The 22,097-nt window shown below is 64.1% G+C and carries 21 protein-coding genes; 12 read left to right on the top strand and 9 right to left on the bottom strand.

Annotated features, from left to right (window positions below):
- Window positions 1-9: 9 nt before the first annotated feature.
- Window positions 10-1,383, top strand: a complete 1,374-nt coding sequence (locus CH296_RS16240; protein WP_094646981.1) for an FAD-binding oxidoreductase — start codon at window positions 10-12, stop codon at window positions 1,381-1,383.
- 413 nt (window positions 1,384-1,796) lie between these two features.
- On the top strand, window positions 1,797-2,357 hold the full coding sequence (locus CH296_RS16230; RefSeq protein ID WP_045199162.1) for a DUF2716 domain-containing protein: 561 nt from the start codon (window positions 1,797-1,799) through the stop codon (window positions 2,355-2,357).
- A 52-nt stretch (window positions 2,358-2,409) separates the two neighbouring features.
- Here the strand turns inward: CH296_RS16230 and CH296_RS29555 are convergent, their stop codons facing one another.
- Together CH296_RS29555 and CH296_RS16220 are read right to left on the bottom strand one after the other, a co-directional pair.
- Window positions 2,410-3,048: a hypothetical protein gene (locus CH296_RS29555; protein ID WP_256980475.1), complete on the bottom strand. Its 639-nt coding sequence runs from the start codon at window positions 3,046-3,048 to the stop codon at window positions 2,410-2,412.
- 79 nt (window positions 3,049-3,127) lie between these two features.
- On the bottom strand, window positions 3,128-4,471 hold the full coding sequence (locus CH296_RS16220; protein ID WP_094685191.1) for an MFS transporter: 1,344 nt from the start codon (window positions 4,469-4,471) through the stop codon (window positions 3,128-3,130).
- A 170-nt stretch (window positions 4,472-4,641) separates the two neighbouring features.
- On the opposite strand from CH296_RS16220, the gene CH296_RS16215 reads away from it, so the two are divergent.
- The 4 genes from CH296_RS16215 to CH296_RS16200 all read left to right on the top strand — a co-directional run bounded on the left by CH296_RS16215 (window position 4,642) and on the right by CH296_RS16200 (window position 8,556).
- Window positions 4,642-5,409, top strand: coding sequence for a metallophosphoesterase (locus tag CH296_RS16215; protein WP_094685246.1), 768 nt, complete (start codon window positions 4,642-4,644; stop codon window positions 5,407-5,409).
- A 4-nt stretch (window positions 5,410-5,413) separates the two neighbouring features.
- Window positions 5,414-6,586 carry a winged helix DNA-binding domain-containing protein gene (locus tag CH296_RS16210; protein WP_094685190.1) on the top strand — a complete coding sequence of 391 codons (1,173 nt, stop codon included), beginning with the start codon at window positions 5,414-5,416 and terminating at the stop codon, window positions 6,584-6,586.
- Window positions 6,587-6,652: 66 nt separating this feature from the next.
- Window positions 6,653-7,555 (top strand): glycosyltransferase family 2 protein, encoded by a 903-nt coding sequence (locus CH296_RS16205; RefSeq protein ID WP_094682161.1) that lies wholly within the window; start codon window positions 6,653-6,655, stop codon window positions 7,553-7,555.
- Entirely contained in the window at window positions 7,552-8,556 is a 1,005-nt protein-coding gene (locus CH296_RS16200) for a polysaccharide pyruvyl transferase family protein (protein WP_094685189.1), read from the top strand. The genes CH296_RS16205 and CH296_RS16200 overlap by 4 nt, the downstream gene beginning before the upstream one ends.
- 28 nt (window positions 8,557-8,584) lie before the next feature.
- On the opposite strand, the gene CH296_RS16195 is transcribed toward CH296_RS16200, so the two are convergent.
- The 5 genes from CH296_RS16195 to CH296_RS16175 all read right to left on the bottom strand — a co-directional run bounded on the left by CH296_RS16195 (window position 8,585) and on the right by CH296_RS16175 (window position 12,753).
- Entirely contained in the window at window positions 8,585-9,202 is a 618-nt protein-coding gene (locus CH296_RS16195; RefSeq protein ID WP_094646974.1) for a class I SAM-dependent methyltransferase, read from the bottom strand.
- 225 nt (window positions 9,203-9,427) lie between these two features.
- Entirely contained in the window at window positions 9,428-9,781 is a 354-nt protein-coding gene (locus tag CH296_RS16190) for a DUF1801 domain-containing protein (protein WP_032394047.1), read from the bottom strand.
- A 214-nt stretch (window positions 9,782-9,995) separates the two neighbouring features.
- On the bottom strand, window positions 9,996-11,075 hold the full coding sequence (ychF, locus tag CH296_RS16185; RefSeq protein ID WP_032394046.1) for a redox-regulated ATPase YchF: 1,080 nt from the start codon (window positions 11,073-11,075) through the stop codon (window positions 9,996-9,998).
- A 12-nt stretch (window positions 11,076-11,087) separates the two neighbouring features.
- Window positions 11,088-11,882: a TIGR03620 family F420-dependent LLM class oxidoreductase gene (locus tag CH296_RS16180; protein ID WP_094685188.1), complete on the bottom strand. Its 795-nt coding sequence runs from the start codon at window positions 11,880-11,882 to the stop codon at window positions 11,088-11,090.
- 34 nt (window positions 11,883-11,916) lie between these two features.
- Window positions 11,917-12,753 (bottom strand): helix-turn-helix domain-containing protein, encoded by an 837-nt coding sequence (locus tag CH296_RS16175; protein WP_032394217.1) that lies wholly within the window; start codon window positions 12,751-12,753, stop codon window positions 11,917-11,919.
- A 102-nt stretch (window positions 12,754-12,855) separates the two neighbouring features.
- On the opposite strand from CH296_RS16175, the gene CH296_RS16170 reads away from it, so the two are divergent.
- On the top strand, window positions 12,856-13,626 hold the full coding sequence (locus CH296_RS16170) for an SDR family NAD(P)-dependent oxidoreductase (RefSeq protein WP_094685187.1): 771 nt from the start codon (window positions 12,856-12,858) through the stop codon (window positions 13,624-13,626).
- Between the two features lie 19 nt (window positions 13,627-13,645).
- Here the strand turns inward: CH296_RS16170 and eda are convergent, their stop codons facing one another.
- Both eda and edd read right to left on the bottom strand, forming a co-directional pair.
- The gene (gene eda, locus CH296_RS16165) at window positions 13,646-14,275 is read right to left on the bottom strand and encodes a bifunctional 4-hydroxy-2-oxoglutarate aldolase/2-dehydro-3-deoxy-phosphogluconate aldolase (RefSeq protein WP_032394043.1); all 630 of its coding nucleotides are present in this window, start codon (window positions 14,273-14,275) and stop codon (window positions 13,646-13,648) included.
- A gap of 32 nt (window positions 14,276-14,307) precedes the next feature.
- Window positions 14,308-16,131 (bottom strand): phosphogluconate dehydratase, encoded by a 1,824-nt coding sequence (gene edd / locus CH296_RS16160; RefSeq protein WP_094685245.1) that lies wholly within the window; start codon window positions 16,129-16,131, stop codon window positions 14,308-14,310.
- A gap of 142 nt (window positions 16,132-16,273) precedes the next feature.
- Between edd and CH296_RS16155 the strand changes: the two genes are divergently transcribed.
- The 5 genes from CH296_RS16155 to CH296_RS16135 all read left to right on the top strand — a co-directional run bounded on the left by CH296_RS16155 (window position 16,274) and on the right by CH296_RS16135 (window position 22,060).
- Entirely contained in the window at window positions 16,274-17,455 is a 1,182-nt protein-coding gene (locus tag CH296_RS16155; RefSeq protein WP_094629557.1) for an ROK family transcriptional regulator, read from the top strand.
- Between the two features lie 142 nt (window positions 17,456-17,597).
- On the top strand, window positions 17,598-19,871 hold the full coding sequence (locus CH296_RS16150; RefSeq protein WP_094685244.1) for a carbon starvation CstA family protein: 2,274 nt from the start codon (window positions 17,598-17,600) through the stop codon (window positions 19,869-19,871).
- Complete coding sequence (locus tag CH296_RS16145; RefSeq protein WP_072692145.1) at window positions 19,872-20,042, top strand: YbdD/YjiX family protein; 171 nt, start codon at window positions 19,872-19,874, stop codon at window positions 20,040-20,042. It begins immediately after the preceding gene.
- Between the two features lie 57 nt (window positions 20,043-20,099).
- A complete protein-coding gene (locus tag CH296_RS16140) occupies window positions 20,100-21,566 on the top strand; it encodes an AlkA N-terminal domain-containing protein (RefSeq protein ID WP_094685186.1) in 1,467 nt (488 codons plus the stop codon).
- Window positions 21,563-22,060: a methylated-DNA--[protein]-cysteine S-methyltransferase gene (locus CH296_RS16135; protein ID WP_045199133.1), complete on the top strand. Its 498-nt coding sequence runs from the start codon at window positions 21,563-21,565 to the stop codon at window positions 22,058-22,060. Before CH296_RS16140 ends, CH296_RS16135 begins: the two co-directional genes overlap by 4 nt.
- Window positions 22,061-22,097: the final 37 nt, after the last annotated feature.

Raw genomic sequence — 22,097 nt, 5'->3', positions numbered from 1 at the left:
GTCGAACACATGTCGCTCGTGGAACAGTTGTCCGAGGTCCTGCCCGCGGATCGGATCGTGGTTGACCCGGACGTCGTCGCCTCCTACCAGCACGACGAGGCCGAATGGGCACCGTATTCGACGCCGGTCGCCGTCGTGCGACCCCGCAGCGCCGAAGAAGTCCAAGCTGTCGTTCGTGCATGCCTGGCCCATGGCGCACCCATCGTCACCCGTGGGGCGGGCACCGGACTGTCCGGCGGCGCGAACGCCACCGAGGGATGCGTCGTTCTCGCGCTCGACGGCATGGACACGATCAAGGAGATCGACCCACTCGAGCGCTACGCCGTCGTCGAGCCTGGAGTCGTCAACGATCACCTGCGCGCAACCGTTGCCGAGCAGGGTCTGTGGTATCCCCCGGATCCGGCCAGTGCGCCGTGGTCGACCATCGGCGGCAACGTCGCCACCAATGCCGGCGGATTGTGCTGCGTCAAGTACGGCGTCACGCGCGACTACGTGATGGGCATGCAGGTCGTCACCGGAACCGGAGAACTGGTTCGACTCGGCCGCAAGACCGCCAAAGGCGTTGCCGGCTACGACCTTGCAGGCTTGATGGTCGGATCGGAGGGCACCCTCGGCATCATCACCGAGGTGACCCTGAAACTACGCCCGCTGCAGGATCCGCAGCGGACCGTCGCCGGCTACTTCGATTCGATCGTCGACGCCGGGCGTGCCGTCGCCGCGGTGGCCGCCGCCGGCTTGACGCCGTCCGCACTGGAATTGATCGACAGGCAGTGCCTCATCGCCGTCGACGCGTGGAAGAACATGGGCCTGTCGGTCGAGGCGAATGTGGTGTTGCTCGGACGTATCGACGATCCGGGTCTCATCGGAGACCAGGAAGCCGAGAAGATGCTCTCGTGCTTCGACGAGGCCGGAGCGACCTGGTCTGCGGTCTCGACCGATCAGGAAGAGGCCGACGCGCTGTTTGCGGCCCGACGGTTGGCGTATCCCGCGATGGAACGTCTGGGTCCGGTGTTGACCGAGGACGTGTGTGTGCCGAAGAAGCATGTACCCGAGATGCTTTCGCGCATCGAGCAGATCGGCCTTCGCTACGAGACGACCATCGCCAACATCGCACACGCCGGTGACGGAAACCTCCACCCGCTGCTCATCACTCCGCACGACGACCTTCCGGCTCGCGAACGCGCTCAGGCCGCCTTCGCCGAGATCATCGACGCTGCACTGGAACTCGGCGGCACCGTGACCGGCGAACACGGAGTCGGACTGCTCAAGATGGACGGCCTGGTACAGGAACTCGACCCGGTGGTGTTGGAAATGCACCGAGCTGTGAAAAAGGCACTGGATCCCCATGGAATCCTGAACCCGGGCAAAGTGTTCACACCCTGACAGCGCTTGGTTCGCACGGTCCTATGGTTGTGTTCGCAGACTGCCGTTGTGCAGCAAGGTAACCAGCAGACTCGGGAGGCCGTTGATCAGGACGAGAACCGCAATCACTAGACCCACGGCCAGCCACGGCTCAGTCAGCCAGAAATGATTGCCGAGCTGTAGCGCACCGACGATACTCAGTATCCATCCAGCCGCCTGGGCACGTCGGGCACGCTGGGCAGGCCTGACCGGATACGAGCCGTTCACTGTGGGCAACGTACGGCCATAGTTCTCACGGGCTGCGATTCGAGCTGCCACGACGTGAAGCAGTACAGCAAACGTTATGGCACACAACGCAAGCACCATGTGACTGTCACCCGCTTCCCGATCAGTCCCTGTCAGCCTAGTTTCTCACCCTCTGAGACGATAGGCCGATGACGACCAAGCTGACGATGAACTTCGGATCTGCGCTTCCCATCGGGTGGACCGAACTCGACCGCAATGCGGAAGCGGAGCACTGGTCGGTGTTCACAAGTAAGTTCGGGTTTCGACCCGGGACAAAGCCTGACTCGTGGCCGGCCATTTCCGAGCCTGCCCCCTCGATGACATTCGACCTCGCCGCCCATTCCGTCCGCACGACAGCGTCGTGGTCTGCCCGAGCCGACGCGATCAACGCGGAAGCGTTGCGCTGCTTCGTCACCGAGTTTTCGGACAACCCCACCTTCGTCGTCCTGGACTGGCAACACCCCGGCTACAGCTTCGACGCGGAAGCGCACGCCGACGCGGCCGAGAACGGTGAGTGGCGCGTCCCCGTCCACCCGAACGGCGACTACTACATCTTCGCCCGAGACGGATTCACCGAAGGGACCTTCGGCCATCCGTGGGAACGCACCTTGTGTGTCTTCGGACCGCGTATGGTCGCCACGCTCGGTCACACCTTGGCAACATGGCTTCCCACGATCCGCGTCGACGGCCTGCGAGCGGCGGCTCGATAACCGTCGGAGGCCGCCGGGAGGTCAGAGCACCGTGGATTTCGATTCGAATGCGTCAGCCATCGAATCGCTGGATCCGCCAGGGCGGAGTCTCGCGACGCGGTCGGACCCTGATCGCGCGAAACCGATAACCGTCCTGATCGACAGCAGGCTCCCACTCGAAGTCGACCTGCTCGCCTACTGCGAGCTCGGAGACACCTCCACCGATGTCGAACCCTGTTCCCGATCGAGAGTCGATGACCTCATCGGGATGCAGCGCGCTGAAGAATGACCAGCATCCACCCGGAGTGTCCTCGGAATCGATGACGCCCCAACTCTCTTCGCCGTTCCACATGGACACCACTCCGACTGACCACGTTCCGAGCCGAATCGGTTCGTCCCGATCCAGATCTGTCACTTCGGTGACGGTGCCGTCAGGGGCGATGTCCCAAGCACCGAATGTCGGACGACTCGACTGTGGAACCGGTTCGGTGCCCAGGGGCCATGCGCGAACTGTGAAGAAGCTGTGCCCGTACCGAGGTTCTTCCTGTGGCTGCCACTCGAACTCCACCTCTTCGCCTGGAGTCAGCACCGGCAATCCGTGAACAGCAACGGCGCCAGACGGCGTCCAGCTTCCGCCCGGAGTGTCCTCGGAATCGATGATGCCCTCCATGCCGAGAATCTCCCAGCTCCGGACCCGCCCGCGACTCGTCATCCGTCGAGTATGTCCGGTGTTCGCCGCAAGAGCCGAATCCGGTTCCGTGCACATACTCAGCTTCGTGCGCAGCCGTTCGTCAGTGCGCCACCGGCACATTTGTATTGCTCTCGGAGCGGACTCCCATTCGGCTGCGCAGAGCGATCACCAACACCACCGCCATGAGCATGACACCGCCGACCACCCACAGGCCCGCCTTGGCGTTGCCAGTGGCGTCGAGCAGCCACCCCGTCACGTATGGGGCACCGAAGCCCGAGGTGTTGCCGACCGAGTTGATGATCGCGATTCCAGCCGCTGCGCCGGCTCCGGTGAGGAAGGTGCTCGGCAGGTACCAGAAAACAGGTAGAGCGCAGAACACGCCGACGGCGTTGACGGTCACCGCAATCATGGTGGTGAACGGTGAATCCATGTACAGCGCAAACGGAATGGAGATCGCACCGATCAGAGTCGGTATCGCTACATGCCACGTTCGCTCGCCGGTCCGGTCCGAATGCCGACTCCAGAGCACCATCGCCACCGCGCCCACTGCGAACGGCACCGCCACGATGAGTCCCGTGGTCACGAGCGAGAAGTCGGTATCGAACGTCTGCTTGAATCCCGCGACGATGCTGGGCAGAAAAAAACTCAGGGAGTAGAGGCCGTAGGTGATGCCGAAGTAGATCAGGCCGAGCATCCATACTCGTACATCACCGAGCGCACGCTTGACCGAGCCGCTGACGTGCCCGCCTTTCACTGCGTCCTCGGACTCCAATTCCGCAGTGAGCCATTCCTTCTCGTCAACGGTGAGCCACTTCGCCTGAGACGGTCGATCCGTGAGATAGAACCAGGTGATCACGCCGAGCAGAATCGCCGGAATGCCCTCGAGGAGGAACATAACCCGCCAACCCGACAGTCCGAACAGACCGTCCAGGTACTGAATGATCGCACTCGACAGGGGCGCACCGAGCGCCGATGACACAGGCAGAGCCAGCAAGAACAGGCCCATCAACCGCACTCGGTAGGCGCGCGGAAACCACATCGTCATGTACAGCAGTACGCCGGGAAAGAAGCCGGCCTCGGCGATTCCGAGAAGGATGCGTAGACCGTACAGCCACCCTGCCGTCGGCACGAAAGCCATGGCGGCGGCCACGATCCCCCACGACACCATGATGCGGGCGATCCACCGTCGGGCACCGAATTTGTGCAGCGCCAGATTGCTGGGCACTTCGAACAACAGGTACCCGATGAAGAACAGTCCCGACGCCAGGCCGAACATCGTCTCGGTGAGGCCCAATTCGTCGCTCATGGTCAGCTTGGCGAGGCCGATGTTGGTGCGATCGAGATAGTTGACGAAGTAAGCCAATCCGAGGAACGGGATGATGCGTCGAGCGACCTTCTTGACCACCCTCGATTCGATCTCGGGCTTCGACGTGACTGCAGGCATGGGCTCGGCCTTCCCTAGATCGAAAGTGACCTGGACCACGTTATGGGCGACTCGAGCGAAGGTCTATGGAGAAACCACCCATCGACGGCGGGTGTGTGAGGGTGAAGTCTCCAGCACTCGCGACGGGCTGCCGTGTTGCAGTCCTATACCCACGCTGCGATCCTGTGGTTGTGCGGGTAGCTCTCATTGCCGATATTCACGGCAACATCGCGGCGCTCGACGCCGTCGTCGACGACATCGAACGCCATCGCGTCGACTCGGTGATCAATCTCGGCGATCTGTTGTCCGGCGGCCTGCATCCGCGTCGAACTGCGGACCGGCTGATGGCACTCGGTTTTCCCACTGTCGCGGGAAATCACGACCGCTATCTGCTCGAGCAGGACCGGGAGTCCATGGGCAGTTGGGATCGGCACGCCCATGATCGACTCGACGACGAGCATCGACAGTGGCTGGCCTCGCTGCCGTTCTCATTGGAGTTCGATGGCGGAATCCTCGCAGTGCACGGAACACCCACCGATGATGAGCAATATTTCCTGCACTCGGTGGACGACAACGGCTCTCGCGAGGCAACCGAGGCCGAGATACTGGACAGGGCAGCAGGTTTCATGGACCACTCCGTCATCGCCTGCGGCCACACCCACCTGCAGCGACAATGGACTCTCCCCAGCGGCACACTCGTGGTCAATCCAGGGAGCGTCGGCGCGCCCGCTTACGACGACGATCAGCCCTACCCGCACGTCATGGAATCCGGCTCTCCGCATGCGCGCTACGCGGTACTCGACGACCACGACCGTGGCAGCTGGACAGTCTCGTTCGAGCTGGTCGAGTACGACCACGTCGGTGCCGCCGCCGATGCCCGCGCACACGGGATGAGCGACATCGCCGACGCACTTCTCACCGGATTCGTCGGCCCTGCGCCGCAAATGCCGTCACACTGATCGCGTGAAGATCACCGACGCTCAGCGCCGACACCGGCTCGTCGCGCAGCACTTCGCCCGTGCATCGACCACCGAAGCTGTGGTGTCGTCACTCCTCGCGTTGCATGCCACCGATCCGGCGACGGTGTATCTGTCGGTGCTCGCCCGCGCTCGAACACTGGAACTCTCGGATGTTCGTGATGCGATGTACGAGCGCCGGAGCCTGGTGCGGTTGATGGCGATGCGGCGCACGATGTTCGTCGTCGCTCACGACGACGTTCCGATGATTCACGCTGCGGCGAGCCTGGGAGTTGCGCGCACCATGCGGGCACGCCTGATCAAGCAGGTCTCCACGTTGCCCACCGAACCGGTAATCGCCGATGTCGAATCATGGCTCGCCGCAACCGAAGCCGAGACCGAGTCGGCGTTGCGATCGATGGGGACCGCGACCGGGGCCGAGCTGTCTGCCGTCGTGCCCGGCCTCAAGACCGCGCTGCTGCCGACCACCGACAAGGTGTACGACGTCAAGCGGTACGTCACCTCGGAGGTACTGGTGATGATGGCCGCCGAGGGAAGGCTCGTGCGCGTCGAACCGCGGGGCGCGTGGACATCGCGACGCCACGCGTGGGCACCGATCGATCACTGGTGGCCGGACGGGATTCCCGATCTCGACGAGACCGAGGCACGTGCCGATCTTGCCCGACGTTGGCTCGAGGTGTTCGGCCCTGCGACCCTCGACGATCTGCAGTGGTGGACGGGCTGGAACAAGACACAGACTCGTCAGGCGGTGTCCGGACTGAACACCGTTACGGTCGAACTGACCGAGGGCGACGGAATCATGTTGTCCAGCACTGTTTTCGATAAGCCTTCCGGCACGAGCGTCATGCTGCTACCTGCGCTCGATCCCACGCCGATGGGGTGGAAGCACCGAGCCTGGTATCTGGGTGAGCACAAGGCCCCGCTGTTCGACACCTTCGGCAACATCGGCCCGACCATCTGGTCCGGTGGTCGTATCGTCGGCGGTTGGGCGGTCACCGGTTCCGGAGCAGTGGTGACGGAATTCCTGGAGGACGTCGGGGCTCCGGTGTCGAAAGCCGTTGCAGCCGAGGCAGAAAGAATAACCACCCTGCTCGACGGCACCCCGGTGGTCCCGTCCTTCCCGACGCCGCTGGAGAAAAAGTTGCGGGGAAAGAAGTAGCCGATATCTGCCTGGGCAGCGGGGCACGCGGCCGAACGGTGCCCGAATTCGCGATAGGGTCGGACCGTGCCGATCAGTCTCGTTTCCATCGTCCTCCCCGTGTACAACGGGTTGCCCGATCTGGATGAGCAGCTCGAGGCCGTCGCCGCACAGGACTACACGGGCGACGTCGAGCTGATAGTCAGCGACAACGGCTCGACCGACGGCCTGCGCGCACACCTCGAGAATCTCTCTCTGCCTATGACGATCCGCATGGTCGACGCCTCCGCCAAGCGTGGAGTCTCGTACGCCAGAAACGTCGGCGTGAAAGCTGCGCACGGCGACATAGTTGCCTTCGTCGACCACGACGACGTCGCTCATAAGACTTGGCTGACTGCTCTGGTACATGCACTCGACAGTTTCGACGCGGTGGGCGGCGCACTCGAAGTCGAATCCCTCAATTCCCCGGAGGTGGCGGCGTGGCGAACCGTCCCGCCGCCCGGCGCTCTGTTCCGCTCCGCCTATCTGCCGTACGCACCGGGGAGCAATTTCGCCATGTGGCGGAGGGTGTTCGAGAAGGTCGGAGACTTCGACGAAGACTTCGTCGGCGGTGCCGAGGACGTCGACTACTCGTGGAGAATTCAGCAGGCGGGATCGACACTCGGACATGCCGCGGATGCAGTGGTCGCCTACCGCGTCAGAACGACTGTCCGTCGATCGTTCGAGCAAGGTCGGGCGTACGGCCGGACGTCTTATCAACTGTCGACGAAGCACCGCGCATCGGGCTGCCCACACCCCTCGTCCTTGGTCAGGATTCCCGTACACGCGGTGTCGATACTTTATCTTGCGACAGTTCGTAATCCGTGGCTGCCGAAGATATTGAGACCGCTACCGAGTGGTTTGTGGGCTCACTACATCGGGATTCACTACGGCGCTCTGCGAACACGAGTGACCTCGCTCGGCCGACGACAGAGACCGAGCGTCCGATGACGCACGAGACCGTCGATGCGCTACGCGAAGAGACTCTCGGCGTCCTGCGGCCTCACGCGGAACCGGGAGATCGTGTGGCGCACCTGGACTTTCCGAATCACTACAATGCCGGTGACTCGCTCATCCACGCCGGTGAGGTCGAGTACCTGAAGCGGTTGAACGTGCACGTCGACTACGTGTCCGATCCGTTCACCCACAACGATGCTCTACTCGAAGAACGAATCGGCGACGGGACCCTGTTCTTGCAAGGCGGGGGAAATTTCGGCGACCGGTGGCCGATCGACCAGAGGTTTCGTGAAGCAATCGTTGCGCGGTTTCCTCGCAACAAAATAGTGTGCCTCCCCCAGAGCATCGACTTTGCCGATGCCGGAGCCCTTACGAGGACCGCAGCCCTGTACGCGCAGCACCCGGATCTCACCCTCATGCTCCGTGAACAACGTTCGTACGAATTGGCGCTCGAGCATTTCCCGAGCAATCGCGTCGAGTACTGTCCGGACATGGCTTTCGGTGCCGAGATCGCGCGCAGCGCCGAAGGCTCTGCAGTGGAGGTCGTGAAGCTCCTGCGCGCCGATTCGGAAAGCCTCGGTCATGCATCGGTGAATATCGACGCTTCATCCGTCCAATACGATTGGGGCCTGCACGGAACGGATCTGGCGATCTCGACGGCGGTGATGCTGCCGACTCTGATTGCGCAACGTTTCCCCAGAACAAATCGTCTGCTCTACCCCGCCCTTCTCCGCTCGTACGAGCAAACGGCGAAGCTCAACCTTCGTGTGGCCCAACGCATTCTGAACCTCGCACCCGTCGTCCTCACCGATCGACTGCACGCCGCGGTACTGGCGGCGATGATGGGCAAGCGTGTCGTGGCGATGGACAACGCGAACAGGAAGGTGTCCGGTATCTACGACGCCTACCTGCACCGCTTCGACAACGTCCACTTCGCGTCGACCACCGACGAGGCCGCCGAGTTGGTACGGCAGGCCGTGTCCGACTGTCGGTGAGAAACGCTGCTCGACCCCGCGCGGAGGTTCAGAAGGGGTAGCGCCCCTCGGCCCAGGCGCGGGCAGCCGGAGGTGTCACCCCATCGACCGGTTCGCCGTCGCGGAAGTACTGCGTGTGCAGAATCCGGCCCGCATCGACGGCTTCCTGCCATGCCTGGGTGGGACCTTCGCCGAACCAGAGCCACGGGGTGATGTCGTCCATGATCACGATCGAGTCCGCGGTGGCGAGTGGACGGAGGTCGTCGAGGTCTGCGCGAGCACCTTCCACCGAATGGTCGCCGTCGATGAAGATGACGTCGAACCGTACGTCCGGATGTTCCTTCGCATAGGCCGCGATGGTGATGTGCGAGTCGCCCCGGATCAGGGTGTGCCGGCCCGGAAAGTGTTCGTCGATATGTGCTTTCGCGGCGTCGCTGTAGGCATAGGCGGCCAGGTCGAAGGAGACGACGGTCGTATCGGGCGATGCGTCGAGGAACGCCCAACTCGAGAAGCCGGCATTGAACCCGACCTCACAGATCAGCTTCGTACTCTCCCGTGCCGCAAGCGAAGACAAGTATGTCTGCTCCGCCTCATCGGCTCCACGCTCGAAAGGTTCCCCAGCAGTGGCCGTTCGGTGCACCAGTGCTTCGAGTTCCTGCAGACCCATTCACGTTCTCCTATCGTCCGATTCGAAGCGTAGTCAACATCATTGGGCGGCGCAGACGACGACGCCCACTCGCAGAACGTGCCGCAATGATCACCGATAGGCGTCCCTGCGATGAGCAATTGCGATCACTCGCACCACAACTCGGGTGTCGTAGATTTGGTGGATGAGGGGTCACGGATGAACTCACGTCGGGCAACGACCGGACCCGCGGTCGACCGAACGTGCTCAGTCGACGACCGAACGGACGATCTCGGCGATGCGCTGCGCCGTGCCCTCGTCCACGGTCTCGAAGAACCACGCCGCAGGCATCAACTCTCCGTCTGCGCCACCGGCAGCGCGGAACACCGCCTTCTCGGTGATGGCCAGATTCAGTCGATCGTCGTTGCGCAGCGTCACCAGCGCCGGTGTGCTCGCCGACTTCGCATAGGCGGGCATTCCGTACCAGATTCGCGGCTTCAAAGTGGGTGCCGCGGACACGATGATGTCGTGCACACGCTGCATGACCGAACGCCGTGGTTCGTCCATCTTCGAGATCTTCTCGATCACCTGAGCGAGGTTCTTTTCGTCCTTCGACGACATGTCATGTCCTTTCGCCAACCGATGTCGGGCATCGGCACAATGAAGGAGGCGCATTTCTGCGCCGCACCCCATCCGGACATGTCCTGAACTGGTCAGGCCTCTCCTCGATGATTCACGTGGTTGCCACGTGGAAGCGCAGTCGGTGGCGCGTACCACCGCGGTAACAATATCTGACACTTGGCGGTAAAGCGCCGCCGATTCTGCAATTCGGCGACTAGACGTTGAAGCGGAACTCCACCACATCGCCGTCGGCCATGACGTAGTCCTTGCCTTCGATGCGTACCTTGCCTGCGGCCTTGGCCGAGGCCATGGAACCCGCGGCGATGAGGTCTTCGTAGGAGACGATTTCGGCCTTGATGAAGCCGCGCTCGAAGTCGGTGTGAATGACGCCCGCAGCCTGGGGTGCGGTGTCACCCCGATGAATCGTCCACGCGCGGGCCTCTTTCGGGCCTGCGGTGAGGTAGGTCTGCAGGCCGAGAGTGTGGAAGCCTGCACGTGCCAATGCATCGAGACCCGGCTCGGTCTGTCCGACCGATTCGAGCAGTTCGGCTGCCGATTCCTTGTCGAGTTCGAGCAACTCGGATTCGATCTTCGCATCGAGGAACACCGCATCGGCGGGCGCGACGAGGCGAGCCAGTTCGCCGATCTTCGCGTCGTCGGTCAGCACCGACTCGTCGGCGTTGAAGACGTACAGGAAGGGCTTGGTGGTGAGCAACTGAAACTCACCGAGCAGCTCGAAGTCCAACTTCGCCTTGGCCGAGAACAGCGTCTTGCCGTCGTTCAGCACAGCCTGCGCGGCCAGCGCCGCATCGAGTGCGGGCTTGCGATCCTTCTTGATCCGCACCTCTTTCTCGAGGCGCGGAATGGCCTTCTCGAGGGTCTGCAGATCGGCGATCGCGAGTTCGGTTTCGATGACCTCGATATCGGCGGTCGGGTCGACGCGACCGTCGACGTGCACCACGTCGTCGTCGGCGAAGACACGAACGACCTGGCAGATGGCGTCGGCCTCACGAATGTTGGCGAGGAACTTGTTGCCCAGGCCTGCGCCCTCGGACGCACCCTTGACGATGCCGGCGATGTCGACGAACGACACCAGCGCAGGCACGAGCTTCTCCGAACCGAACACCTCGGCCAGCTTCTCGAGCCGGGGATCCGGCAGCGCGACCACTCCGACGTTGGGCTCGATGGTGGCGAACGGATAGTTCGCGGCCAGCACATCGTTGTTGGTCAGTGCATTGAAGAGGGTGGACTTGCCGACGTTGGGCAGTCCGACGATTCCGAGGGTGAGGCTCACGGTCTATGGAGTCTACTTTGACGACACCACCAGCTCGGACAGTGCCCGGCCAGCGTCGATACTGGAAGCGCCGAGGGGTGCAAGAACGACGTGATCCGCTCCCGCCTCGTGGTGCTCCGCAACCCGCGAAGCGATCGTCCCGATGCTCCCCCACATCACCAGGCTGTCGATGAATCGGTCGCTGAGCTGGTCGACGTCGGCCTGGGAGAAGCCCATCCGCAGAAAGTTCTGCCGATAGCCGGGAACAGTGGCGAGAAAGCTCAGCGGCTGCCGAGCTGCAGCACGCGCCCGATCCGGGTCGGACTCGACCACGACGAACTGGTCGACCACCAACGTCGACCCACCGAGTGCACCGCGCGCCTGCGCCGTCCACTCCGGCGTCACCAGCAACGCGATTGCGCCGGCAGCGCGGTCCCGCGCCATCTCCAACTTCTTCGGACCGAGCGCCGCGAGCAGAAGGTGATCGGCGGGCACCTCGAGCTCGTCCAGGTACTTCCTCAACCCGGCCAAAGGCCGAGCACTCTGCGGCCCACCGAGGCCGACAACGAATCGACCGGTGCCCGAGAGCCCGTCGAACAGCTCACCGGTCTGTGCAGGTGAGTACACATCGACCGGCACGATCCCCGGAACGATGGTCGCCTTCTCGGTCGCGTGGACCAGATCGGCCAACCTGCCGAGCCGATCCAGCTGTCCACCCGGCAACCAGACCGAGGTGAATCCGAGTGATTCCAACTCGTGTGCGTCGTCGAGGTACGACGGCGATACGTCGATGGAAATGCCGAGTCTGCCGAGACCGAGTGTGTCCATGCAGGCGACGCTAAAACCTCGAGTTATATCGAGGTCAAGTGCGGATCGCCGAACTCGGGTCCCAACTCGCCAAGATCGGCAGAATCTCGGCAGTGCTCGACCCGTCCTCGACCGTGTAGACGATGAGACTCTGATCCGGCTCGCTGGGCGAGGTCAGAAACTCGATACCGAATTCGAGGGTTCCCGCCGCCGGATGCTGGATGATCTTGGTTGCGCGCTCGAATTCGCGAACCTCGTGGTCGCTCCACCACTGCTCGAAACATGGCTCTGCGGAACGTAATTCGGCGATCAAGGCGATGAGCGCGCGATCCCCCGGTCGACGAGCGAGGTCACGGCGCAACCCCGCGACCGATGCTGCCGCGAACTGCGACCAATTGACGATTCGCTCGCGGGCGATGGGGTTGCGAAAAAGATAGTGGAACAACGACTGGTCGGCGGACGGTTGCAGACTCAGTACCGATCGGACCAGCGAGTTGCTGGCCAGGACGGCCCCGCTGCGCCCGAGCAGGATCACCGGCACATGGTCGAGCGCCTTCATGACCTGGAGCAGCCCTGGATTCGGTACCTGCGCAGCATCCTCGGTGGGCGTCGCCGGGGACGCGAGATCGAGTAGATGCGCGGACTCGACATCGTCGAGCTTCAACGCACCGGCGATTGCCAGCAGCACCTCGTTCGACACGTTGGCCTGCCGACCCTGTTCGAGTTTGCTGTAGTAATCCGGACTCACTCCGGCCAGAGCCGCCAGCTCTTCGCGCCGCAGCCCCGGCACCCGTCGGGCACCGGGATACGTACGAATCCCCGCCTCGATCGGGGTCATGCGGTCGCGCCGATCACGCAGAAATGCGCTGAGGGCGGACCTGTCTTTGTTCACGAATCCCACAGTAGCGACATGGGCGATCGGCAACCTGGTCATGACAGACCTAGGCAGAACGACGCCTGGTTGCCTGCCTCGACCGACCGTAGACATGGCGTCATGACTTCTTCCACTTCTCCGCAGCTCCTCGGACGCACAGCCGTCGTCACCGGATCGACCAGTGGGATCGGTGCTGCCATCGCGCTGACCCTCGCCGCCCAGGGGGCATCGGTGGTCGTCAGCGGCCGCGACGCCGAGCGCGGCAAGGCCCTGGCGCACAGCATTTCCGAGACAGGCGGCACTGCGGCCTTCGTCGACGTCGATCTCTCGGGCAGCTACCAGGAGCTCCGCGAATTCGCGGCCCGCGCCACCGACGCTCTCGGCGGCCGCGTCGACATTCTCGTCAACAACGCCGGCATCTATCCGGCCACCGCCACCGCAGACCTGCCCGATGACCAACTCGACGCCATGCTTGCCGTCAACGTTCGAGCTCCGCATGTGCTCGTCGGCGAACTGGCTCCCGCCATGGCCGAGCGCGGCAGTGGCGTCATCGTGAACATCGGGTCGTGGATGGCCACGATGGGCAGCCCCTTCGCCGCGATGTACTCCGCTACCAAGGCCGCCGACGAGCAACTCACTCGCAGTTGGGCTGCCGAGTTCGGCCCACGCGGCGTGCGGGTCAACGCCCTCGCACCCGGCGCGACGCTCACGCCGGGCAACGAGGATGCGCGAGAGGTGTTGGACGCCATGACGGCCGGAACGCCTGCAGGCACAGTGCTCGAGCCACAGGACATTGCGAACGGAGTGCTGTTTCTGGTCTCCGACGACGCCGCGATGGTGCACGGGACAACGCTGTACGTGGACGGCGGTATCTCGGTCACCCGCGGATGAACACTCGTGGTGCTGACCGCTACTGGGCTGTTGCCTTCAGCGTCGAGGTGGCCTCGGCCAACCGAGTGACGGCGTCCCAATCCTCCTGCGCGACGGCCGAAGCCGGAGTGAGCCACGATCCGCCCACACAGCCGACGTTCGGCAGCGCCAGGTAGCTCGATGCATTGGAGGTCGAGATGCCACCCGTCGGGCAGAAGCGTGCGGCCGGGATCGGCGAGTGGATCGACTTCAAGAAATTCGCGCCACCGGATGCTTCGGCCGGGAAGAACTTGAGCTCGGTGTAACCGGCCTCGAGCAGAGTGAGCACCTCGGACACCGTTGCGGCACCGGGCAAGTGGGGTAGTCCGGTGTCTCGCATGGCCTTCGTCAGGGAAGGCGTACAGCCGGGCGAGACCAGGAACTGTGCGCCCGCGTCGGCGGCCTGCTTGGCCTGGCCGGGAGTGATGATCGTGCCGGCACCGATGAGGATGTCGGGAACCTCGGCGGCGATGCGCTCGATGGCATCGAGCGCCACCGGTGTCCGCAGAGTCAACTCGATGACGGGCACTCCGCCCGCCACCAGAGCGCGGGCGATCGGAACGGCATGGTCGAGATCGTCGATGACGACGACGGGAATGACGGGTACACGGTCGAGCAAGGATGCAGTCACGGTCTTACTTTCTCTCGAATCGGGTTCTCGGGTCAACGCATCACGAACATCGCACCCTCGTCTGCCGGACCGACGAGAGCACGCATCCCGGAGAACAGGTCACGGCCGGTGCTCGACCACTCGTCTGCGTCCAACACTCGACCGGTGACCGGTCGGGCTTCGAACTCGTCGAGCGGAACGTCGATCGACAATGTGCCACCGAGAGAGTCCACGGTGATCACGTCACCGTCGAGGATCTTCGCTATCGGTCCACCGCTCGCCGCCTCGGGTGTGAGATGAATTGCCGCAGGCACTTTTCCGGAAGCTCCGGACATCCGGCCGTCGGTGATCAGCGCGACGGACCGGCCGCGGTCCTGCAGGATACCCAACGCGGGGGTGAGCTTGTGGAGTTCTGGCATGCCGTTGGCCTGCGGTCCCTGGTACCGCAGCACCGCAATGAAATCGGTGTCGAGCAGTCCTGCATCGAATGCTGCCAGGAAGTCGGCTTGGTCGTCGAACACCCGCGCCGGACCGGTGACCACACGATGTTCCGGTGCCACCGCAGAGGTCTTGATGACGCTTTTGCCGATCGGACCGGTCAACATCTTCAGCCCTCCGTCGGCACTGAACGGCTCGGTTGCACCGCGTAAGACGGTGGCGTCATGACTGATTCGAGTTCCGTCCTGCCACATCACTCCGTCGCCGTCGAGCTTCGGTTCCTGTGTGTAGCGTCGCAGGCCCTGCCCAGCAACGGTTTTCACGTCCTCGTGCATCAACCCGGCGTCGAGCAGAGATCCGATGACGAATCCGAGGCCGCCTGCTGCGTGGAAGTGATTGACGTCGGCCTTGCCGTTCGGGTAAATCCTGGCCATCAGCGGCACGACGGCCGACAGATCGGACAGGTCCTGCCAGGTCAGCGTGATGCCGGCGGCCTTGGCGATGGCGACGAGGTGCATCGTGTGATTGGTCGAACCACCGGTGGCGAGCAACGCGACGCAGCCGTTGACGATCGACTTGACGTCGACGACCTCACCCACCGGCGTGTAGTTGTCACCGAGCGACGTCAGGCCGGTGACGACGTGCGCGGCCTCGCGGGTCAATGCGTCGCGCATCGCAGTTCCGGGGTTGACGAAGGACGATCCCGGCAGATGCAGGCCCATGACCTCCATCAGCAGCTGATTGGAATTGGCCGTTCCGAAGAAGGTGCAGGTACCACTGCCGTGATACGACGCGGCCTCGGCGTCGAGCAGAGCCTCACGGCCCACCTTGCCCTCGGCGTAGAGCTGACGCGCTTTTGCCTTCTCCCCGTTGGGAAGTCCGGACGTCATCGGACCTGCGGGCACGAACACCGCGGGAAGATGGCCGAAACTCAGTGCACCGATGAGCATTCCGGGGACGATCTTGTCGCACACCCCGAGCATCAGGGTGGCGTCGAACATGTCGTGGGACAACGCAATTGCCGTCGACATTGCGATGATGTCTCGGCTGAAGAGTGAGAGTTGCATGCCGTCGCGGCCCTGAGTGATGCCGTCGCACATGGCGGGGACTCCCCCGGCGAACTGCGCGATGCCGCCGGCATCGATGACGGACTTCTTCAGCACGGCGGGGTAGTTCTCGAACGGCTTGTGCGCCGAGAGCATGTCGTTGTAGGCCGAGACGATGGCGATGTTGGGCTTGACCATGCCGCGCAGTGCTTGTTTGTCGGACTTGCCGGAGGCGGCGAAACCGTGGGCGATGTTGGCGCAGGCGAGGCGGCCACGGGCGGGGCCTCGATCTCCTGCGGCGTCGATTCGAGCGAGGTAGGCGGCGCGAGCGGACTGGCTACGGTCTGCGATGCGGTCGGTGACCTGCCGCAGGACCGGATGAAGTATGTCCATGAGTATCTCCGATGTTCGGTCTCTCATCACTCACCTTAAGGCCGCTTAGGTCGATCGACAACCCAACTTATGCTTTTTGAAGTTATAAGTGGCACTTCTTGGGTTGTTGCCGTAGAAGTTGCCAGTTGGTTGAATGGCGTCTATGTCGATGCCGCGCCTGAGCGCTCCACCTGCGACGGCAGGCGAGGTTTTCGCTCTGGTCCGCGATGGAGAAGCTGATACCCGGGCCGAGCTCGGCCGGATCACCGGACTGTCACGGTCTGCCGTCGCGTCCCGCGTCGCCGCGCTCACCGGCCTCGGCCTGGTCATCGAAACCGAGGACACCCACTCGACCGGCGGCAGGCCTCCGGCGAGACTGTCGTTCGACATCGACGCCGGAGTCGTGCTCGCCGCCGCGATCGGACGCAGCCGCTCCCAGCTGGGCGTCTTCACCCTCGGCGGCGAGTTGCTCGCGAGCGACACCGTCGACCAGGAGATCGGCGTCGGCCCGGACGAACTGATGCCGCAGATCACCAAGCGACTGCAGGCACTGCTCGACGAATCGCACCGAACCGGCCACCGCATCCTCGGGGTCGGGCTGTCCATCCCCGGCACCGCCGACACCGACCGAGGGTGCAGCCTGGACTCGCCGATCATGCACGGCTGGGACGGGGTGCCGCTGGCCCCGTTCTTCGCCGATACGACGTCGGCTCCGGTGTTTCTCGACAACGACGCCAACGCGATGGTCCTCGCCGAACGGCGCGACAACAGAGACCGCTTCCAGAACGCCCTGTTGGTCAAGGCCTCGACGGGTCTCGGAGCCGGGATCGTGGCAGGCGGCGCACTGCAACGCGGATCACTCGGGGCTGCAGGAGAATTCGGCCACACCAAGACCGCAGCTGCAGCAGGTGTCGCCTGCCGATGCGGCGACAGCGGCTGCCTCGAAGCCATCGCAGGCGGCTGGGCACTGGTGCGCGCACTCAACGAACAGGGCCGCGAAGTCGGCCACGTCCGCGGCGTCGTCGACCTCGCAGTGAGCGGCGACCCCGAGGCACGCAGACTCATCCGCGACAGCGGTCGCCACATAGGCGAAACTCTGGCCGGGGCCGTGAACCTGCTCAACCCCGAGGTACTCATCATCGGCGGCGACATGGCGAACGCCTACGACATCTTCGTCGCCGGGCTGCGTGAAACCGTCTACGGCAACGCCACCGCACTGGCCACCAAGGCCCTCACCATCCAGGCCACCACCCATGGCGACCTCTCCGGAGTCATCGGTAGCGCCGCGCTGGTGTTGGATCAGGTGCTCAGCGCCAGAGCCGTCGACGACGCCCTCGGCGGCTGATCGGCACGCGCCATCGGCACGGTTGCCGCTCGTCGCACTCCAGCGACCGCCGGGCGCACGGCGATGCGTCGATTCGAGGACGTGCGCCCGCGCCGGACATAGGGTGATCGCAGTCACACCTGCGAGCCTGGAGACCCCACACATGTCATTGAAAGCGGCCGACGAACCACACGTCGAATTGCTGAAGACAGATCCCGATCTGCCGCCCGTCGGCGTCGTCGAGTCACATCCGATGACCCCGATCAAGCGCCTCATGCTCGTCGCCATCGGCCTTCTCGGCGGTGTTGCGTGGACGATCATCGCGATCGTCCGCGGAGAGAATCCCAACGCCGTCTGGTTCGTCATCGCCGCGGTGTGTACCTACATCTTCGCCTTTCGCTTCTACGCCAGGCTGATCGAACGCAAGATCGTCTTCCCACGCGACGACCGCGCCACCCCCGCCGAGATTCTGGAGAACGGCAAGGACTACATGCCGACGGACCGTCGGGTGCTGTTCGGCCACCACTTCGCCGCGATCGCCGGAGCAGGCCCGCTCGTCGGACCCGTCCTCGCCGCTCAGATGGGTTACCTCCCGGGCACCATGTGGATCATCATCGGCGTCGTGTTCGCCGGTGCCGTACAGGATTTCCTGGTGCTGTGGATCTCGACGCGACGCCACGGCCGCAGCCTCGGCCAGATGGCCCGCGACGAACTCGGAGTCGTCGGCGGCACCGCCGCCCTGGTCGCGGTGTTCGTCATCATGATCATCCTCATCGCGGTGCTCGCCCTGGTCGTCGTCAACGCACTCGCCGAAAGCCCCTGGGGCGTCTTCTCCATTGCGCTGACCATCCCGATCGCACTGTTCATGGGTGTCTACCTACGCTTCCTGCGGCCGGGCAACGTCACCGAGGTCTCGCTCATCGGCGTCGTCCTGTTGCTGCTCGCCATCGTGGCCGGCGGTTGGGTTGCCGAAACCGATTGGGGCACCGACTGGTTCACCCTCTCCAAGGTGACCGTCGCCTGGCTGCTGATCGGCTACGGTCTGCTCGCCTGCATCCTGCCGGTATGGCTGCTGCTCGCCCCGCGCGACTACCTGTCGACGTTCATGAAGGTCGGCACCATCGCCCTACTGGCCGTCGGCATCCTCATCGCGCGTCCCGAGATCCAGATGCCCGCGATGACCAGCTTCGCCACCGAGGGCAACGGGCCGGCATTCGCAGGGTCCCTGTTCCCGTTCCTGTTCATCACCATCGCCTGCGGCGCACTGTCCGGCTTCCACGCTCTGATCTCCTCCGGCACCACGCCGAAGCTGCTGGAGAAGGAAAAGCAGATGCGCATGATCGGCTACGGCGGCATGCTCACCGAGTCGTTCGTCGCCATCATGGCTCTGATCACGGCGTGCGTCCTCGATCAGCACATCTACTTCGCATTGAACGCACCGGCGACGTTGACCGGCGGCACTCCGGAGACTGCGGCAACCTACGTCAACGGACTGGGGCTGAGCGGCGGAGACATCACCCCTGCCGAATTGAGCCAGGCGGCAGCCGATGTGGGCGAGGAATCGATCATCTCCCGCACCGGCGGCGCACCGACACTCGCGTTCGGCATGTCCGAGGTACTGCACCAGGTGTTCGGCGGCGAATCGCTCAAGTCGTTCTGGTATCACTTCGCGATCATGTTCGAGGCACTGTTCATCCTCACCACGGTCGATGCCGGCACCCGCGTCGCACGCTTCATGCTCTCCGACAGCATCGGCAACCTGCCCGGCGCATCGGCCAAGAAGTTCAAGGATCCGTCGTGGCGTCCCGGTGCCTGGATCTGCTCGCTGATCGTTGTCGCAGCCTGGGGCGCAATCCTTCTCATGGGTGTCACCGATCCACTGGGCGGAATCAACACCCTGTTCCCGCTGTTCGGTATCGCGAACCAACTGCTGGCCGCCATCGCACTGACGGTGGTACTCGTCATCGTGGTCAAGCGTGGTCTCTACAAGTGGGCCTGGATCCCCGGAGTTCCACTCGCCTGGGACCTCATCGTCACCATGACGGCGTCGTACCAGAAGATCTTCTCCTCCATCCCGGCCATCGGCTACTGGACGCAGCACTCGCAGTTCCGCGACGCCAAGGCGCAGGGCCTGAGCGAGTTCGGTAGCGCCAAGACACCCGAGGCCATCGACGCCGTCATCCGCAACACCTTCATTCAGGGCACGCTGTCGATCATCTTCGCGGCACTCGTCCTGGTGGTCGTGTTCGCCGGAGTGTGGGTGTGCATCAAGGCCGTTCGGGGAGACAACCTGCCCGACAACGAGGAGCCCGAGGTGCCGTCGAAGATCTTCGGTCCCACCGGTTTCGTCCTCACCCCGGCCGAGAAGAAGATCCAGGCCGAATGGGACGAGCTGATCGACGCGGGCACCGTCCGTCGCCCCGGATCGGCGCACTAGATGCGCGGGCTGTGGTGGTGGATCACCTCGGTGATGGGCGACCACGATTACGACCGATACGTCGCCCATCTGGCCCGTCACCACCCCGGTCAGGAACCGCCGACCGTGCGGCAGTACTGGAAGGATCGGCACGCGGAGGCGGACCGAAACCCGGGGGCACGCTGCTGCTGACACGGTGATGTCCGATTTCCGCTAGCACCGACGCGTCCACGCTGACACAGTAGGTGCATGAGCAGCGAACGGCAGGTGCAAGAACTGGACTTCGATCGGTGTTATCGCGCGGTCTCCTCGCGCGACGCACGGTTCGACGGCCAGTTCTTCACCGCCGTCTCCACCACCGGCATCTACTGCCGACCCTCCTGCCCGGCCCGCACACCCAAGCCCGGCAACGTCTCGTTCATGGCCACCGCAGCGGCGGCGCAACAATCCGGCTACCGAGCCTGCCGCCGCTGCCAGCCCGACGCCACCCCCGGTTCCCCACGCTGGAACATTCACTCGGACCTCAGTTCTCGTGCCATGCGACTGATCTCCGACGGAGCCGTCGAACGTGGTGGCGTCGACGGCCTCGCCAGCACCCTCGGTTACTCGACCCGTCAGTTGACCCGCGTGCTGACGGCCGAAGTCGGTGCAGGACCGCTGGCATTGGCCCGCGCGCACCGCGCCCACACCGCCCGCACCCTGATTCAGACCACCGACATGTCGATGGCCGACGTCGCCTTCGCGGCCGGCTTCTCCAGCGTTCGGCAATTCAACGACACCATCAAAGAAGTGTTCGCCGTCGATCCGTCGACACTGCGCAGAGAAGCACACCGCACGGCCGTTGCGACCGCGGGTGGAACGGTCACCCTGCGCTTGCCGTACCGCCCGCCGCTGGATCGCGGCTGGATCGAGTGGTTCCTGCGGGGCCACGTGGTCGAGGGCATCGAATCCTTCTCCGAGGACGGCGAATACGTGCGATCGCTGCGCCTGCCGCATGCCGCCGGGCTCGTGGCGTTGCGGGTGATGGACGGATTCGTCAGCGCCGCAGTGACATTGCAGGACATGCGCGATCTTGCCCCGGCCGTCGCTCGGATTCGCCACCTGCTCGATCTCGACGCCGATCCACTCGCCGTCGACGACGCCCTGCGCACGGATCCGCAGCTGGCACCGAGCGTCGACGCCCACCCGGGCATCCGTGCCCTCGGAGTGGTCGACGGCGCAGAGATGTTGCTGCGCACCGTGATCGGACAACAGATCTCGCTCAAGGCTGCGGCCACCCACACCGCCCGACTCGTCGATGCTCTCGGTGCGCCACTCGATCTCGGCAACGGAACCGTCACCAGGTTGTTTCCCGAGCCTGCCGTCATCGCCGAACGGGGCCACGAAGTTCTCACCGGACCTGCCGCCCGGGTGCAGACCGTCATCCGCGTCGCCGACGCCATCGCGTCGGGAACCGTCGTGCTGCATCCCGCGCGAGAAGGGCCCGAACTGGAGCGAGAGCTGCTCGCGCTCAAAGGGATCGGACCCTGGACCGCCCGGTACGTCGTGATGCGACTACTCGGCGATCCCGATGTTCTGCTCGATACCGATCTCGTCGTCCGCCAAGGTGCTCAGGCACTCGGCATCTCGTTGAACAACTCTGCCCGCTGGGCTCCGTGGCGTTCATACGTCTCGATGCACCTGTGGATCACCGCACTGGAAAGAAGACAGCCATGACTGCCACCGCCGCCACCCAGGACACTCCGATCGGGCCGTTCAGCACCATCGTCGACGACGATCAGCGCGTCCTCGCCTCCGGGTGGACCGCCGATGTCGAAGAACTCCGCGTCCTGATCCACCCGACGATGCGACCCGACACCGTGCGCAGGGTGGCCGATCTCGGTGACGTGACGCGCGCCGTGGAGAACTATCACCGCGGTGAGCTGACCGTCATCGACTCCGTTGCCGTCGCGCAACGATCCGGCGAATTTCTCATGCACGCCTGGGGAGTACTGCGCACCGTCGAGCCAGGCGCACCGGTGACCTACTCCGAGTTCGCCGAACTGTCCGGAAGACCGGCAGCGATTCGCGGTGCTGCGTCGGCGTGCGCGCGCAATGCCGCCGCGCTGTTCGTGCCGTGCCACCGGGTGGTTCGAATCGGCGGGGCGCTCGGCGGTTTCCGTTGGGGGCTGCCGGTGAAGAAGTGGTTGTTGGCACACGAGGCTGCCTGAGCACGTCTCGTCGACGGGTCGTCCGATGGCGGTGACA

Source organism: Rhodococcus sp. 14-2496-1d, from assembly GCF_002259365.1.
Taxonomy (GTDB): Bacteria; Actinomycetota; Actinomycetes; order Mycobacteriales; family Mycobacteriaceae; genus Rhodococcoides.
The sequence above is the reverse complement of the archived record's forward strand: the minus strand, read 5'-3'. Positions and strand labels throughout refer to the sequence as shown.

What these genes read in the sequence shown, in the direction of transcription:
- CH296_RS16150 (WP_094685244.1), top strand. Translation starts at nt 17,598, where the DNA reads ATGTCATTGAAAGCGGCCGACGAACCACACGTCGAATTGCTGAAGACA.
- CH296_RS16230 (WP_045199162.1), top strand. Translation starts at nt 1,797, where the DNA reads ATGACGACCAAGCTGACGATGAACTTCGGATCTGCGCTTCCCATCGGG.
- CH296_RS16190 (WP_032394047.1), bottom strand. Translation starts at nt 9,781, where the DNA reads ATGTCGTCGAAGGACGAAAAGAACCTCGCTCAGGTGATCGAGAAGATC.
- CH296_RS29555 (WP_256980475.1), bottom strand. Translation starts at nt 3,048, where the DNA reads ATGACGAGTCGCGGGCGGGTCCGGAGCTGGGAGATTCTCGGCATGGAG.
- CH296_RS16145 (WP_072692145.1), top strand. Translation starts at nt 19,872, where the DNA reads ATGCGCGGGCTGTGGTGGTGGATCACCTCGGTGATGGGCGACCACGAT.
- CH296_RS16170 (WP_094685187.1), top strand. Translation starts at nt 12,856, where the DNA reads ATGACTTCTTCCACTTCTCCGCAGCTCCTCGGACGCACAGCCGTCGTC.
- CH296_RS16135 (WP_045199133.1), top strand. Translation starts at nt 21,563, where the DNA reads ATGACTGCCACCGCCGCCACCCAGGACACTCCGATCGGGCCGTTCAGC.
- CH296_RS16240 (WP_094646981.1), top strand. Translation starts at nt 10, where the DNA reads ATGTCGCTCGTGGAACAGTTGTCCGAGGTCCTGCCCGCGGATCGGATC.
- CH296_RS16200 (WP_094685189.1), top strand. Translation starts at nt 7,552, where the DNA reads ATGACGCACGAGACCGTCGATGCGCTACGCGAAGAGACTCTCGGCGTC.
- CH296_RS16180 (WP_094685188.1), bottom strand. Translation starts at nt 11,882, where the DNA reads ATGGACACACTCGGTCTCGGCAGACTCGGCATTTCCATCGACGTATCG.
- edd (WP_094685245.1), bottom strand. Translation starts at nt 16,131, where the DNA reads ATGGACATACTTCATCCGGTCCTGCGGCAGGTCACCGACCGCATCGCA.
- CH296_RS16140 (WP_094685186.1), top strand. Translation starts at nt 20,100, where the DNA reads ATGAGCAGCGAACGGCAGGTGCAAGAACTGGACTTCGATCGGTGTTAT.
- CH296_RS16195 (WP_094646974.1), bottom strand. Translation starts at nt 9,202, where the DNA reads ATGGGTCTGCAGGAACTCGAAGCACTGGTGCACCGAACGGCCACTGCT.
- CH296_RS16220 (WP_094685191.1), bottom strand. Translation starts at nt 4,471, where the DNA reads ATGCCTGCAGTCACGTCGAAGCCCGAGATCGAATCGAGGGTGGTCAAG.
- CH296_RS16155 (WP_094629557.1), top strand. Translation starts at nt 16,274, where the DNA reads ATGTCGATGCCGCGCCTGAGCGCTCCACCTGCGACGGCAGGCGAGGTT.